Below are 14,245 nucleotides of genomic sequence, written 5' to 3' on the forward strand. Positions count from 1 at the left end.
TTCATGAAACTGGACGCATGGAAGCAACCATTTTTCAGTGGGAGGATGCCCGCTTGTGCATTGAAAGGGCACTGGGTAAGTTTTTGTTTGGTAGATGAAGCTGGCAGTGGGAAGGCCTATGGCGGGCTTCCATACACCCTTTACGACAGCACAGGATGTCAGTACGACGGCAGATTGGATGGTGAGGGGTTCGCAAGACTACAAGGTTTTCACTGCGGTCCGGTCGTACTCAAATTTGATGGTCTGTATTCCGGAGTGCAGGCACCTTATTACCAACTGCGGACTCGCGTTGCGTACGAGCTGCCTATCACCGAGCTTCAAATTCGCGCCGAGCAGACCCGGTTCTCTACTCAAGATGGCCGGCGTACCGAAGGTAATCCGGCACAGCCGCAAGCAGACAGGTTTTACCAGGTTGAGGTGCGGGATTTAGTTCGCCATGTCGCCCATCTTCCACCGGTCACGCCTCGAACTCATCGCCCCCAACGTCACGCATTGAAAATGATGGCTGACCTGGGATTTGGACCACCTCAACCCACTTTATCAGGGGTGGTGTTATTCCCTAATCAGCACTCTGTACTGGAAGTCAGACCGCTGCGAGCACTGCGTCCGATGCTGTCTACAGAGGACAGCTTCTGCGCGTTGAACCTGTATCAATTGGCCCTGATGTCTACTTTGAGTTACTGCGACTTTGGTCAGCAACCGCCCAAGAAACCTGTGGATCAAGTGTCCTTCCCGCTGGAACCAACGGTTGGGAATCTGTTTGCTGAAAAACTGTCGCTATTTGAGGATGCCTGGCGAGTTGATCCCGAGCAAGTTCAGCGTTTTTATCCGCTTTATCAAGAGGTTCCTTACTCCCTGCGTTTTGAAATCCTTCCCTTCGATCCGGAACTATACCCACAGAATCGTCCGGCATTGGAGCATGAGCAGGAGCATCCTGCGCGCTTACATTTTTTCGATGATGAAAAATTCGGTACTGACACTCAAGCTTTCATCACTCACCACGATGAAATAGTCCTGATCGCCGTACGAGGTACCGCCAGTGGTGCCGACGCACTGCGAGACGCAAATGCCCACCAAGTGCCCTTTTCCGAAGGTGTTGGCAAAGCCCATGAGGGCTTTTACCAAGCCTATCGAGCGATGCGAGATTTCGTATTGCACTACCTCGACCTGTTCCACAGCGGCCAGCGCATTGTGATTTGCGGTCACAGCCTGGGAGGCGCCATCGCTTTGCTGTTGGCGGAAGGGCTGCGTCGAGTTCCCGGCTCGCAGTACAACATCCTCCTCTACACCTATGGCGCGCCTCGCGCCGCTGATTCAGAGTTCGCCGACGGCGCCTCATCCCTGATCCACCACCGCATCGTCAACCACAACGACCCAGTGCCCAGCGTGCCCGCCACGTGGATGAATACCACCGCCAAACTGTGGGTCCCGGGCGCCGTCACGCTTTTCAGTGCCCCCGCAGCGGGTGGCCTGCTGTTCGCGGCGGGCCTGGTACGCGTGGGGGGTAATGCTTACCAGCATCACGGCGAACAACAGCACTTCATGCCGCTCAAACTGCCGGACGGTACGCGCTCCTCGGTGTTATGGAAGCCTGGCTGCGAGTCCATCCTGGAGGCCGGCTGTAACCGTGCGTTGCAACTGCAGGGCGATATGCCAGGCCGCGACAACTTGCTCAAACAGCTGTTCCAGGCGGACCAGCACTTTATGACCGCCAGCTACATACCGGCAGCCTGGGCCACCTTGCGCCGCTGGCAACAAACCCTGGAGAGCCAGGGGCCCTTGGTCACACCGAGAGAGTTTGAGTTACTCGACCTTGCGCTGGAAACCATGACTCGACAGTTGCGCAACAAGAACCGTGAACTTGAGCGTCACCGCCCCGCGAACCAGCGCGGCTATGGGCACGAACACAACCAGGCACTCAACGCGGAAATTGACCGCTTGCACACCAGCCGTCGCCGCCTGGAATCCTTGCGTTGGCGCCGCTTGGATGCGCAAGACGTGTATGGAAGTCAGGCTGATTCCCTGCAGTTGCAGCCCAGCCTGAAGCGTTGGTTCAGCCACCGTGAAAACCGTGAATTGGCGCAAGTCGCCAGTATTCCTGCGCCTATTCACGGCAGCCCGTTGAACCCACAACCGTTGGATATCGACTCGATCGTCTAGTGGTTGGTTTTACAAAAACTCCACCTGCGCCGGTTGCCGCTTCATCAGCACCTTGCCATTACGGATCGAGTAGAGCGGCAGGCCCTGGCTGCGGATCACCTCGTAGTCGCTGTTTGCCGAAAGGATCAACAGATTGGCCGGGCGCCCGGGCTCCAGGCCATACCGGTCACCCAAGGCCATGGCCTTGGCGCTGTTGTCGGTCACCAGGTCCAGGGCGCTTTGCAGGGTGCGGTAACCGAGCATGTGGCAGATGTGCAAACCGGCTTCCAGCACACGCAGGATGTTGCCATTACCCAGCGGGTACCACGGGTCGACGATGGAGTCCTGGCCGAAGCAGACGTTCATGCCGGCCTCAAGCAGCTCGTTGACGCGCGTGACGCCACGGCGTTTTGGAAAATTGTCGAAGCGACCTTGCAGGTGGATGCTTTCGGTGGGGCAGGAGACGAAGCTGATTCCTGAGTGCCCCAACAGACGAAACAGTTTGGCGCAGTAAGCGTTGTCGTAGGAACCCATGGCCGTGGTGTGGCTGGCGGTGACGCGCGTGCCCATGTCGCGGCTGCGGGCTTCTTCGGCAAGGACCTCGAGAAAACGCGAGTGCGGATCATCGGTTTCGTCGCAGTGCACGTCCACCAGGCAGCCGGTACGTTCGGCCAGGTCCATGAGAAACTTCACCGAGCTCACGCCTTGGTCGCGGGTGTATTCAAAGTGCGGGATACCACCGACCACGTCGGCGCCCAGGCGAATGGCTTCCTGCATCAGCTCGCGGCCATTGCGGTAGGACTCGATACCCTCCTGCGGAAACGCCACGATTTGAAGGTCGATCAGGTGCGTGCTTTCTTCGCGGACTTCCAGCATGGCTTTCAGCGCGGTCAGGTCTGGGTCGGTGACGTCGACATGGGTGCGGACATGCTGGATGCCGTGAGCGGCCAGGGCCTGAATAGTTTGCTTGGCGCGGGTCTTGGTGTCTTCCTGGGTGATGGTGGCCTTGCGCTCGCCCCAGCACTCAATGCCCTCGAACAATGTTCCACTCATATTCCAGCGCGGTTCGCCGGCAGTAAGGGTGGCATCAAGGTGGATATGCGGTTCGACGAAGGGCGGTATCACCAGGTTACCGGCGGCGTCCAGATCGCCAGGCCTTAACATCGGCGCCGCGGTGTGTGGCGTGATACTGGCGATCCGGCCGTGTTCCAGGTGCAGATCATGCAGGCCTTCACGGTTGCGCAGGCGAGCGTTGATGATATGCATGGGCAAGTTCCTCTTGGCTAATGACAATCAGGCAGACAGCGCCAGATTATCCGGGCTGTTGCGATGTTCTGCCTGGCGCGTCGGCCATCAGGTTACCATCCCCGTGACGCCAGCCAGACTCATACCTGTGCGTCGGCCAGCGGTGCCCGTACGCGCAGCACGGCGCTCAGGCCAATGTAGGTGAGGGACGCGGCAACAATCCCCACCAACGGTGCCACCCAGGGTGAGTGGAACGCCAGCACGGTGCCCACGGCATATGCCACCAGCCCAGGCCAGTTGAAGGCCGGCAAGCGGGTGTCGGCCAGGCGCGGATATTGGCCGCGATACCGGTAGAAGAAGTCCGCCATGATCACCCCGCCAATCGGCGGGATCACGGTGCCCAGCAGAATCAGGTAAGGCACCAGCAGGTCGTACATGCCGAGCAACGCCAGCAGGGTGCCGATTACCGCGCCGGCCAGGGTCACCGTCTTGCGCCTGCGGGTGCGCAGCAAATTGCAGCCTGCCACGGCGAAATTGTAGATGGTGTTGTCCTGGGTGCTCCAGATGTTGAGCAGCAACATGGCCATCGCGGCCATCGCGAAACCTTGCAGCAGCAAGACTTCGACCACGTCCGGCTGCTGATAGACGATGGCGCCGTAGGCCCCGATCAATACCATCAAACCGTTGCCGATAAAGAAGCCGATCAGGCTCGCCAGCACCGCGACTTTGGCCGAGCGAGAAAACCGCGTCCAGTTGGTGGCCTGTGTCGCGCCGCTGACAAAGGTGCCGAACACCAGCGTGATCGCGGTGGACAAGTCCAGCTCGCCGGTCGGCACCACCGCCAACAGGCCGTCCAGGCCGCCGATTTTGTGGGTGGCAACCGCCATCGACAGAAACAGCAAGATGCCCATGGCCGGCACCGCAATGTACGAGAGTATCTCCAGCCCGCGATAGCCCACATAGGCCGTGGCGCAGAACATCAGGCCGAACACCACCATCAATGCCAGCACCGTGCCTTGGCTCAGTTCGAAATATTTACCCAGCACCACGGCGGCAGTGGCGGTGCCCCAGGCGTACCAGCCAATCTGAGTGAAGCCTAAGATCAAGTCACTGAGCTTGCTGCCCACCTCGCCGAAGCAGAAACGCCCCATCAACACCGAGTTCAAGCCGCTTTTAAAGGCGATGTAGCCCAGGCCTGCCGCGTAAATACCCAGCAACAGGTTACCCAACGCCACGACACCGAGCAGGTCGGTGAAACTGAAGGCTACGCCCAGCTTGCCGCCGGCAAACATAGTCGCGGTAAAAAACGTAAACCCCAACAGGACCATGGCAGTGGACGCCAGGCCTTTGCGCGCATGCATCGGCACTTCGCTGAGGGGGTAATCGTTGCCCGGTTCTTGCTGCGTCATGGCCTTGCTCCCTGGATGACTGACGCAAGGCTGTTGCACTGCGCGTGCCAAACCAACAGTGCAGTGTAGAGGGCGTCAAACAGGTACGTATCGTCGCAAGGCCTGTCCGTTGTGCCCGGTCGGGCACGAAAGCAGTGCAGCGGTGATACACATTGGATCAGTCGAACAGCGTTTGGGTGAGCTCGCCGCGATGAAACGCAAAGGCTGCTTCAAGATCGCTTTCGATGGTGCGCCCACGGGACAGCGGCGGCAGGTCGTGCAGGGCAAAAAAGCCCACTTCAGTGGTTTCCAAACCCGCCATCGGTGCCAGTTGGTCCACCCGTTCGCAGAGGAAATACAGCTTGTAGAAGTCCCGCACGTCGGGGCGATAGAGGCCCTTGGCCTTGTGCATGACGCTATACAGCGTGCGTGCCGTCACGCTTAGCCCGGCTTCCTCGCGGATCTCCTTGACGATGTTTTCCGCCGCCGATAAACCGATATCGGCGTAACCACCTGGCAGCGCCCAGCAACCATCCGTCGATTCGCGCACCAGCAGAATCCGATCGCCATCGATCACAGCGCCGCGCACTTCAATCATCGGCGTTGAATAGCGCTTGGCAAAATCCGACACCAGCCCGGTGATGCGCTCCAACGGCACATCTGCCAACTGTGCCAGCATGCTGTGGGCGATTTCGGCGATTTCTTCAAGGCGCTCACGCTCGAAATCGTCGGTGCAAAAGTGCAGCCCTGTGGACGCCAGTGCCTGTAAGCGCTTGGCCTGGGCCAGCCAGATGTTTTCCATGGGGTTCTCCTAAAGACGCTTGGTCATGTACACACGGTGCAGGCCGTGTTCCTCGACGCGATGGGTTTCCACATAGCCGCGGCGCGTGTACAGCGTGATGTTTTCAGTCATCGCTACGTGGGTATACAGGCGGATGGTCGCGTAACCCGCAGCGAGTGCCTCTTGTTCGGCAAAGTCCATCAACTGCCGTCCGAACCCCTGGCCCTGGGCATCGGGGGTGACGGCCAGGTTTGCCAACAGCAAGTCGTCATCGGTATTGAGCAAGATGATAAAACCCTGGACCCGCCCGGCGTAGTCCAGCACGTGCACGTGTCCTGCCGCGACCCACTGGCGATAGTCCTCAAGCATCGGCCCAGGCTTGCGACCGATCCGTTCGATGTAAGGCGAATAGGCGGCCTGGACGATGGCCTCGATGGTCGCAACATCAGCAGCAGTGGCGGGGCGCATCATTGCAGCGGGCTCCTGTCAAAATCGATCAGTTGTTCGGCGCCTCGAAGATCACCTCGATACGGCGTTCGAACACCTTGGAGATCTTGAACGCCAGAGGCAAGCTCGGATCATGCCGGCCGGTGTTGATCGCATGCAAGGTGGCGCGCGATACACCCAGGTGCCGCCCATGACTGCCCACACCCAGTGGAGGCGGGTACATGCTTTATCGAGGACGCTTGCCAGGCATAAAAAAACCACCCGCAGGTGGTTCTTCAGCACGTCATCGCTTATTCGCCGCGATAGATACAGCCACTGGTGCAGGTCTCATGGATACGAATTGCACTGAGTTCCGGCAGCAAGGGTTTGAGCTCAGTCCAGATCCACTTGGCCAGCACTTCGCTGGTCGGGTTTTCCAGGCCTGGGATGTCATTGAGGTAGTTGTGGTCGAGGCGTTCATAGAGCGGCTTGAAAATCGCCTTGATCTCCGAGAAGTCGCGAATCCAGCCGGTATGGGGATCCAGGTCGCCGCTCAGGTGGATCGCCACTTTGAACGAATGCCCGTGCAGGCGCCCGCATTTGTGGCCCTCCGGTACGTGGGGCAGGCGGTGGGCGGACTCGAAGGTAAACTCTTTGAAGATTTCCACGGTGTGACCTGTAGGGCTTGTGTTGCGTGGGTTTGAAGTGATTGTCAGTGTTTGATGCACTGATCAATGTACTGATAGGTCGTTGCTGGGCGTGATTGAGGCCATCCATTCGGCGCTTGCCGACTGGCGCCAGGCGACCGAGTTGGGGCGTATTCTAACCTGTTTTGGCAACGCGCTCTTCCTGCTCGCCGATAAACCCGCACAATACCCACCGTTTCAAGGCTCGCCACTGAGCGTTTTTTGCCTCGGGGGCAACCATGGCCTTTACCAACACAAATGCTACCGAGCCGAATGGTTCGAGCGATCGTTCAGACCTTACCTGGTGTGGAAGGCTGGGTAAAACCCTGAAGCGTTGGGCCGGCATGAAAGCGGCGCACGCCGGCACCTCGGCGCAGAAACCGTCGGCCCTTGAGCACCCGCCTGAAACCGCTGGTCTCGCACTGGTGCCGGTTGATCGAGAACCGCAACAGACCGCTGCCGATGTGGCGATATTTTCCAACCTGGGCAATTTGGACCGGCTCAATGCGGCTATTTCCGAGGGCACCGTACGCATTGCTTTTGCGGGCGATTCAATTGTCGAAGGCGATCGCGACGGCCTTTACGAGCACTCGGTTGTGCCCACGCTGATGCGGGCTTTGCGCGAGCAGAACCCTGCGACATCTAACGGTCCTGGATATTAACCGACTGTTCAATATTCACCGCGCCGGTGTCGATGTCGATAAGCTCAGTTTTATTCGCGACGATAACCTTGCGAGTTACCCCTCCGGCTGGAGTCCGGAAACAGGCACGACATTCGCGGTGTCCGGTTCGCCTGAGCAATACGCCCTCAAGGGGCGTGGCGCTGCGATGTTCAACAGGGCGTGCCAGGATGTCAGTTTGTCGGCTATTTTCACGATGCCCAGTTGGTCTGGACAAATTGGCGCTATTCGCTATCGGTCCATGGGCTCAGGCCTGAGTCAGTACACTGCGCAAGTCACAGCCAACCAGGTCCTGCTTTACTGGGGCGGCACTGTGATTGGTCGGTCAGCCGTTTACGCAGCCATCCCGGATGGAACGTCGGTCAGCATGAACGTGACGGTTCGCGGGGCCAGGCACGAGGTGTATCTGAATGGCGTTAACGTTATTTCCGTGTATGACTTCAACAACCTGCGGTTCGGTAAAGTCGGCTTGGTAGTGTCAGGCGCAGAGGGCACCATCTCCAATTGGGTGGCGAATTTGGGTGTTCCTGAGGCTCACGGTGCGCCCGATTTAAACGACATTGAAATCTATGGATTAGGGGATTTCGGCACCAACCCCGGCAGTGTGGGCGGAAACACCATCAACCACCCCACCAAACTCGCCAACGCTGTTATTTGGGGCGGTGCGTTGAGTCCTTTGCTGCAGCATATCCGGTCGCAGCCAAGGGGCGGCATGCCAGCCTCGACTCAAGCCAGTCACTGACGCTCGACGCTTGGCAATGTGGGGCGGCGTGCATTCAGTACGCTGCCTCATCCGTTTTGGGCGCGTGATACGCGTCTGCCTGACGCCCGCATAGTGCGTGAAGCTAGAACGCTGGCAATCTTAGTTTTTGCATCGAAATGTCAACGGCGGGGCGCTGCAGTAACGGCCTGAGCGTGCGGCGAGGACACCGCTCACGCTGAGAAGATCGCTGTTGCGTTAAAGGGCCTGCAAGTGCTCGCCCAATTTGCCGTTGTCCGCCCACTCCAGAAACTCATCCCCCAACCGTTGGCTCTCGCTCATCGCGGTTTGCCAGTATTTGTTGCGGCTCGGGTCGTCGCCCATGAAACGCTTGAAATCGCTGCGGTCCGGCAATTTGCCGTGGGGCAGGCGGGCCAGGTAGTCCTTGGACGGTGCCAGCAGTAATACATCCTGCAAACCCTGTTGATTGCTGCGTCGCCATGGCAGGCCCTTGTCGAACCAGCCGGGGATAACCCGGTCGGTAAAGTGCGGGTACAGCACGATGTCATCGCCGTGGTAGGGCAGGTCGAGGTGGTAGTCCAGCAGGCCGCCGTCACGGTAAGTGCCGGCGCCCGCGCCGGGCAGGTCGCGCACGCCTTGCATCACCATGGGGATCGAGCCGGAGGCCAGCAGTGCCTGGCGCAGGTTGCCCAGTTCCAGGTCAAGGAAGCGCGATGGGAAATCCTTCAGCGGATGTACCGGCGGCGCCTGGCGTGGGTCATGGATGATCAGCCGCTCGAAATGCCGCGACAGCCGCGCGCGGCCCCGCAGGTTGTCGGCAATCACCGACGACAGGCCCAGGCCCAGCCGCCCACGGTGGTCATCGGCAAGCAGCCCGTGGCTCTTGACCACCATGATGTTCAGGCGATAGTTGGGGTTGTCCAGCACCCGAGCGTCGCGGCCGGCCAGCAGGTCATCGAGCATGCGCTGGCAGCTATGGCTGACGTCGGCCATGGTCACGCCTTTGGCAAAGCGCTGTTCGTTATACAGGCGGCCGAGGTCGAGCAGGCCTTGCACCGGGTCGGGCAGGCACGCGCTGGCAAACCGCCAGGAGCCGATGGACGCGCCGATCAGTGCGCGTTCGCGCGGCGCGCGGGGCAGCCACTCGCCGAACAGCGCCAGGTCCAGGCCCTGAATACCCAGGGCTTTGGGGCCACCGGCCGCGCCGGGGAGAATGCCGACATCTGCCGGCGCAAGGCCGTGTTCGCGAATGCGCGTAAAGGCGCGTTTGCCGGCCTTGAGGGTCAGGGCGGGAAACTTGATGTGGATGGCTGTCATACCGGTCTCTTTTGACGCGAGGAGGGCAGTATAGAAAATCTGGCGCGATGAGGGAAAAGCGCTTGGCTAAAATTGCCATGGTGGCAATTCAGTTTCAGTTAAGTTGCCAGGGTTAACGTGGGGTCGCGTAGGACATGCCCCCGGAAACGCACGCTTACGTGAAAACCCTCACGGGTTGGTTCGCCCCCCGTATCATTGTCCCATCGCCTATTTGGCCCCAGCCCATCACCGGGCCGCCCTCAAGGAACATCAGGACACGCAATGAAGGTAAATCTAAGCGCAGGCCGGCAGGTGGTGTTGGTATTGATACTCACCAGCTCAAGCCTGTCGGCCCACGACCTTGGTCAGGACGAAGCCTTGCGCCTGCGCCAAACGGGCGTTATCGCCCCGCTGGAGCACTTGTTGGGCCCGGCGTTCGAACGCTACCCAGGCGCCAAGCTGCTGGATGCCGAACTTGAAGAGCACAAGGAGCGCCCGGTGCGCTATATCTACGAAATCGAGCTGTTGACCGTCGAAGGTGTGGTACGTGAAATCGAGCTCGACGCCAGCACCGGTGAGTTACTCAAAGATAAGGAAGACGACTGATGCGCCTGCTTCTGGTGGAAGACAACGTACCGCTGGCCGATGAACTGTTGGCGGGCCTGCAGCGCCAGGGGTACGCCGTCGACTGGCTGGCCGATGGGCGCGACGCCGCGTATCAAGGCCGCAGCGAACCCTATGACTTGATCATCCTCGACCTCGGCTTGCCAGGGCTGCCCGGGCTGGAGGTGCTCGCGCAGTGGCGCGCAGCCGCCCTGGCCACCCCGGTGCTGGTGCTGACCGCACGCGATTCATGGGCCGAGCGTATCGAAGGGCTCAAGGCCGGCGCCGACGACTACCTGAGCAAACCTTTTCACCCTGAAGAACTGCACTTGCGCATCCAGGCCCTGTTGCGCCGCTCCCATGGCCAGGCCAACCAGCCGACTTTGCAAGCGGCCGGCTTGCATTTGGATGAAGGGCGCCAGTGTGTGCTGCGTGACGGTGACGAGATCCAACTGACGGCCGCCGAATTCCGCCTGCTGCGCTACTTCATGCTGCACCCGGAACAGATTCTGTCGAAAAGCCACTTGGCTGAACATTTGTATGATGGTGAGACCGAGCGTGACTCCAATGTATTGGAGGTGCACGTCAACCACCTGCGCCGCAAGCTGGGGCGCAGCGTGATTGAAACCCGGCGCGGCCAGGGTTACCGATTTGGCGCCGCCCCGGCATGAGGTCGATCCAGCGGCGCCTGAGCCTGGGGCTGATCAGCGTGATGGTGGTGGTGGGCGTGGTGCTCGCGCAGACCAGTTTGTGGCTGTTCGAGGCCGGCTTGCAGCGCTACCTGGATGCTGGGTTGCGCAACGACAGCGAGAACCTGCTGGTGGCACTGGTGCGCGGGCCGAACGGTGTGCAACTGGATGAGCAACGCCTGTCACCGGCGTATCAGCGACCGTTTTCCGGGCACTATTTCCGCATTGATTTTGCCGACGAGCACTGGCGTTCACGCTCGCTCTGGGACCAGGAGTTGCCGCGCCTGCCCGAGGCCGGGCTCAAGGGTAACCTGCAATTGGGGCCGGAAGGTCAGCAACTGCTGGTGTTGCGTTCGGACTACAAGCGCTTCGGCCAGTCGATTTCAATCAGCGTGGCTCAGGACTACACGCCTGTGCGGGAAAGCTTTCGCCTGATGCGCCAGATTGGTCTGGTGCTGGGGCTGGCGGCGCTGTTACTGGTGCTGATCCTGCAACGGGTCACGGTGCGCCGCGCCTTGCGGCCGCTGGAAACCGCCCGTGAGCAGATTGCTCAGCTGCAACAGGGCCAGCGCTCGCAACTTGATACTCAAGTGCCGCTGGAACTCGAGCCGCTGGTGGCGCAGATCAACCACCTGTTGGCCCACACCGAAGACAGCCTCAAGCGTTCGCGCAATGCCTTGGGCAACCTCGGCCACGCGCTGAAAACGCCGTTGGCGGTGTTATTGAGTGCGGCGTCAAGCGAGGTGCTCAAGGACCATCCGCAGCTGAGCAAGTTGCTGCGTGACCAGCTTGAGCAGGTGCAACAACGCCTCAACCGCGAACTTAACCGTGCCCGTCTTGCCGGTGAAACGCTGCCGGGGACCTTGTTTGATTGTGAAAAGGAACTGCCCGGCCTGCTGGCCACGTTGAACATGATTCACGGCGAACACTTGGACTTGAGCTACCACGTTGCGCCCGGCCTGCAACTGCCCTGGGACCGCGAAGATCTGCTGGAGTTGTTGGGCAACCTGCTGGACAACGCCTGCAAATGGGCGGACGCCGAAGTGCGCTTGAATGTCAGCGAAACCGCGCACAGCTATCTGCTGGCGATCGAGGACGACGGCCCGGGCATCCCGCAGGCCCAGCGCGACCAGGTGTTCAGCCGTGGCACGCGCCTGGATGAACAGGTCGACGGCCATGGCCTCGGTCTAGGGATTGTGCGGGATATCGTCGAGGTGTGGGGCGGGGTGCTGCAGTTGCAGGAGAGTGAGCAGGGTGGGCTCAAAGTGCTGATCGAGCTGCCCAAGCGCCACGGTTGACACCGCGCAGGTCAACCCGTGGGCGGGGGCTTTCACTCACCTGGGCCCTTCATCGGGCCCAGGGTGTGTGCCATTCGCTTAAACGCGGAACTGATCCATCAGCCCCTGCTGCTGATTCGCCAGGCTGTTCAACGCCTGGCTGACCCGCGCCGATTCGTTCGCTTGCTCCGACAACGACTCGGTCACATCTCGAATCGTCGCGACATTGCTGTTGATCTCTTCGGCCACCGCGCTTTGTTCTTCGGCGGCGCTGGCGATTTGCAGGTTCATGTCGCTGATGACCGTGACGGCCTCGCCGATCTGGCGCAGGGCGGTGACCGCCTGGCCGACCTGCTCGACACTGCCCTGAGCCTGGCGATAGCTGTTGCCCATGGAACTGACCACCTCGGTGGTGCCGCTTTGCAGATGCTCGATCACCAGGCGGGTTTCTTCTACCGACTCCTGGGTGCGTCGCGCCAGGTTGCGGACCTCGTCGGCGACCACCGCAAAGCCACGGCCGGCCTCACCGGCGCGCGCGGCTTCGATGGCAGCGTTGAGCGCCAGCAGATTGGTCTGCTCGGCAATGCCGCGAATCACTTCCAACACCGAACCGATTTTCTCGCTATTGGCGGCCAGGCCTTCGACCTGGGCCATGGCCGTACTCATATCGGCCGCCAGGTGGCCGATGTTGGTGGTGGTGCGGTCGATCACGGTCAAGCCTTCACGGGTGGCCTGGTCGGCGTCGCGCGCAGCCTGTGCCGCTTGGGCGGCGCTGCGGGCCACATCCTGGGCGGTGGCGCTCATTTCGTGGGAGGCGGTCGCCACCTGATCGACCTGGCGGTATTGCTGCTCCATGCCGGCGCTGGTTTCGCTGGCAATCGCGGCGGACTGGTCGGCGGTGCCACGGGCGTCCTGCACCGAGCGTTTCACCTGGGCAATAATCGGTTGCAGCTTGTCCAGGAAGCGGTTGAACCAGCCGGCCAGTTGCCCCAGCTCATCCTTTTTGTCATAGGCCAGGCGGCGGGTCAGGTCGCCTTCGCCGCTGGCGATGTCTTCCAGCATGCGGGCCACGCCGAGGATCGGTCGGGTTACGCTGCGCGCCATCAGCCACACCAGGATCAAGCCAATCACCGCGGCCAGCAGGCCCAGGCTCAGTTCCAGCCAGGTGCCACGGGCGTTATCGGCGTCCAACTGTGTCTTGAGCGCTTCGGCCGGGCCGACCAGGACTTTTTCCGGCACATCCAGCAACACACCCCACGGTTTGCCGCCGGGAATCGGTGTGAAGGGCGCCAGCACCTTGAGTTGGTGGTCGGCGCGCAGGCTGCGGGTCTGCGTGCTGCTGGCCAGGGCATTGATCAATTGCGCACCGCTGGCGGGGTCGACCTTGTCCAGGCGCTGGCTGAGTTTGCTGGCGTCCGCGCTGTAGCCGGCGAGCAAGCCGGTGGGGCTGAGGATACTGACCTGGGTCTGGCCGTCATACAGCTTCTGGCTGGCCTGTTGGCTAACGGCTTGCAGGCTGTTGAGGTTGATGTCCGCCGACAACGAGGCGATGACTTTGCCATTGACCATCAGCGGGAAGACTATGCTGGTCATCAGCACGTTTTGCCCGTCGATCATATAAAAGTACGGTTCGATGACGCAGGGTTTCAGGGTGGTGCGCGGGCAGGTGAACCAGGCGTTGGCTTTCTCGCCGCTGGGGCCTGTGCTGGTGTCGGACATGTCGCTTTCGGGCAATGCCATGGAGGTCAGTTTGCCGGGTGTCGGCTGCGACCAGTAGAGAGCGAATCGGCCCTTGTCGTTGCTGCCCAGTTCGGCCTGGTTGGCGAACAACTCATCCTTGCCGTCCAGCGCATTGGCTTCGAACACCAGCGACAAACCGAGCAAGTCCGGGTTGGCCTGCAGCGCAGCCTTGACCTGGCGGGTCAGGTCTTCGCGCGTGTCGAAGGCGTCGAGAAAGCGTTTTTCAGCCTGTTCGCGCAAAAACAGCACCTGGCGTGCAAAGCCATGGCCGTACTGGAAGGCATCCATGAATTGCTGGCGAATACCCAGCGCCTGTCCTTCACCTTGCGCCTCGATGCGGGCCTGGGCGGACTCGTCGAGCATCTGCATGCTGGAGGCCTTGACCTGTTGCGAGCTCTGCTCCATGCGGTACAGCGACAGACCCACCAGCAGGGTCACGATTCCCAGCAGGCAGAGGCCGGCGAGCAGGGTGATTTTCCATTGTATGGAGAGCTGTCTGAGGGACATCGAGGAGCATCCTTAGCCTGAAAACACAGAGAGTCAGGCTATCGGCCGCTTTTCGGCTTTCTTTATT

General features: G+C 60.6%; 13 protein-coding genes and 2 pseudogenes. 6 read left to right on the top strand and 9 right to left on the bottom strand.

The genetic code is table 11. From position 1 onward, the window contains the following. The first annotated feature begins 3 nt into the window (after nucleotides 1-3). Nucleotides 4-2,160 (top strand): lipase family protein, encoded by a 2,157-nt coding sequence (locus A7D21_RS20330; protein ID WP_069552530.1) that lies wholly within the window; start codon nucleotides 4-6, stop codon nucleotides 2,158-2,160. 9 nt (nucleotides 2,161-2,169) lie between these two features. On the opposite strand, the gene codA is transcribed toward A7D21_RS20330, so the two are convergent. The 6 genes from codA to queD all read right to left on the bottom strand — a co-directional run bounded on the left by codA (nucleotide 2,170) and on the right by queD (nucleotide 6,647). After that, on the bottom strand, nucleotides 2,170-3,405 hold the full coding sequence (codA, locus tag A7D21_RS20335) for a cytosine deaminase (protein WP_069552531.1): 1,236 nt from the start codon (nucleotides 3,403-3,405) through the stop codon (nucleotides 2,170-2,172). Between the two features lie 119 nt (nucleotides 3,406-3,524). Beyond that, on the bottom strand, nucleotides 3,525-4,793 hold the full coding sequence (codB, locus tag A7D21_RS20340; RefSeq protein ID WP_053255407.1) for a cytosine permease: 1,269 nt from the start codon (nucleotides 4,791-4,793) through the stop codon (nucleotides 3,525-3,527). A 157-nt stretch (nucleotides 4,794-4,950) separates the two neighbouring features. After that, nucleotides 4,951-5,574, bottom strand: coding sequence for an NUDIX hydrolase (locus A7D21_RS20345; RefSeq protein ID WP_053255408.1), 624 nt, complete (start codon nucleotides 5,572-5,574; stop codon nucleotides 4,951-4,953). 9 nt (nucleotides 5,575-5,583) lie between these two features. Continuing rightward, nucleotides 5,584-6,024 (bottom strand): GNAT family N-acetyltransferase, encoded by a 441-nt coding sequence (locus tag A7D21_RS20350; protein ID WP_069552532.1) that lies wholly within the window; start codon nucleotides 6,022-6,024, stop codon nucleotides 5,584-5,586. Between the two features lie 25 nt (nucleotides 6,025-6,049). Continuing rightward, nucleotides 6,050-6,223, bottom strand: coding sequence for a helix-turn-helix transcriptional regulator (locus tag A7D21_RS35845; protein WP_167422754.1), 174 nt, complete (start codon nucleotides 6,221-6,223; stop codon nucleotides 6,050-6,052). A gap of 67 nt (nucleotides 6,224-6,290) precedes the next feature. Beyond that, on the bottom strand, nucleotides 6,291-6,647 hold the full coding sequence (gene queD, locus A7D21_RS20355) for a 6-carboxytetrahydropterin synthase QueD (protein ID WP_003237990.1): 357 nt from the start codon (nucleotides 6,645-6,647) through the stop codon (nucleotides 6,291-6,293). Between the two features lie 257 nt (nucleotides 6,648-6,904). On the opposite strand from queD, the gene A7D21_RS20365 reads away from it, so the two are divergent. Next, nucleotides 6,905-7,327 carry a hypothetical protein gene (locus tag A7D21_RS20365; protein WP_141125167.1) on the top strand — a complete coding sequence of 141 codons (423 nt, stop codon included), beginning with the start codon at nucleotides 6,905-6,907 and terminating at the stop codon, nucleotides 7,325-7,327. 196 nt (nucleotides 7,328-7,523) lie between these two features. Then, nucleotides 7,524-8,087: a hypothetical protein gene (locus A7D21_RS20370; RefSeq protein WP_141718250.1), complete on the top strand. Its 564-nt coding sequence runs from the start codon at nucleotides 7,524-7,526 to the stop codon at nucleotides 8,085-8,087. A gap of 216 nt (nucleotides 8,088-8,303) precedes the next feature. On the opposite strand, the gene A7D21_RS20375 is transcribed toward A7D21_RS20370, so the two are convergent. Beyond that, nucleotides 8,304-9,383: a patatin-like phospholipase family protein gene (locus A7D21_RS20375; RefSeq protein ID WP_053255413.1), complete on the bottom strand. Its 1,080-nt coding sequence runs from the start codon at nucleotides 9,381-9,383 to the stop codon at nucleotides 8,304-8,306. A gap of 261 nt (nucleotides 9,384-9,644) precedes the next feature. On the opposite strand from A7D21_RS20375, the gene A7D21_RS20380 reads away from it, so the two are divergent. The 3 genes from A7D21_RS20380 to A7D21_RS20390 are packed head-to-tail and all read left to right on the top strand — an operon-like array spanning nucleotide 9,645 to nucleotide 11,952. Beyond that, nucleotides 9,645-9,968, top strand: a complete 324-nt coding sequence (locus A7D21_RS20380) for a PepSY domain-containing protein (RefSeq protein ID WP_053255414.1) — start codon at nucleotides 9,645-9,647, stop codon at nucleotides 9,966-9,968. Continuing rightward, complete coding sequence (locus tag A7D21_RS20385; RefSeq protein ID WP_053255415.1) at nucleotides 9,968-10,636, top strand: response regulator transcription factor; 669 nt, start codon at nucleotides 9,968-9,970, stop codon at nucleotides 10,634-10,636. The genes A7D21_RS20380 and A7D21_RS20385 overlap by 1 nt, the downstream gene beginning before the upstream one ends. Continuing rightward, nucleotides 10,633-11,952: a sensor histidine kinase gene (locus A7D21_RS20390; protein ID WP_069552534.1), complete on the top strand. Its 1,320-nt coding sequence runs from the start codon at nucleotides 10,633-10,635 to the stop codon at nucleotides 11,950-11,952. The genes A7D21_RS20385 and A7D21_RS20390 overlap by 4 nt, the downstream gene beginning before the upstream one ends. 78 nt (nucleotides 11,953-12,030) lie before the next feature. Here the strand turns inward: A7D21_RS20390 and A7D21_RS36660 are convergent. Both A7D21_RS36660 and A7D21_RS36665 read right to left on the bottom strand, forming a co-directional pair. Next, nucleotides 12,031-12,540 (bottom strand): annotated as a pseudogene (locus A7D21_RS36660) (methyl-accepting chemotaxis protein); the annotation flags it as partial. 348 nt (nucleotides 12,541-12,888) lie between these two features. Continuing rightward, a pseudogene (locus A7D21_RS36665) lies at nucleotides 12,889-14,178 on the bottom strand (HAMP domain-containing protein); the annotation flags it as partial. Between the last annotated feature and the right edge of the window lie 67 nt (nucleotides 14,179-14,245).

The sequence above is a fragment of the Pseudomonas sp. AP19 genome (assembly GCF_001728855.1).
GTDB lineage: Bacteria > Pseudomonadota > Gammaproteobacteria > Pseudomonadales > Pseudomonadaceae > Aquipseudomonas > Aquipseudomonas fluorescens.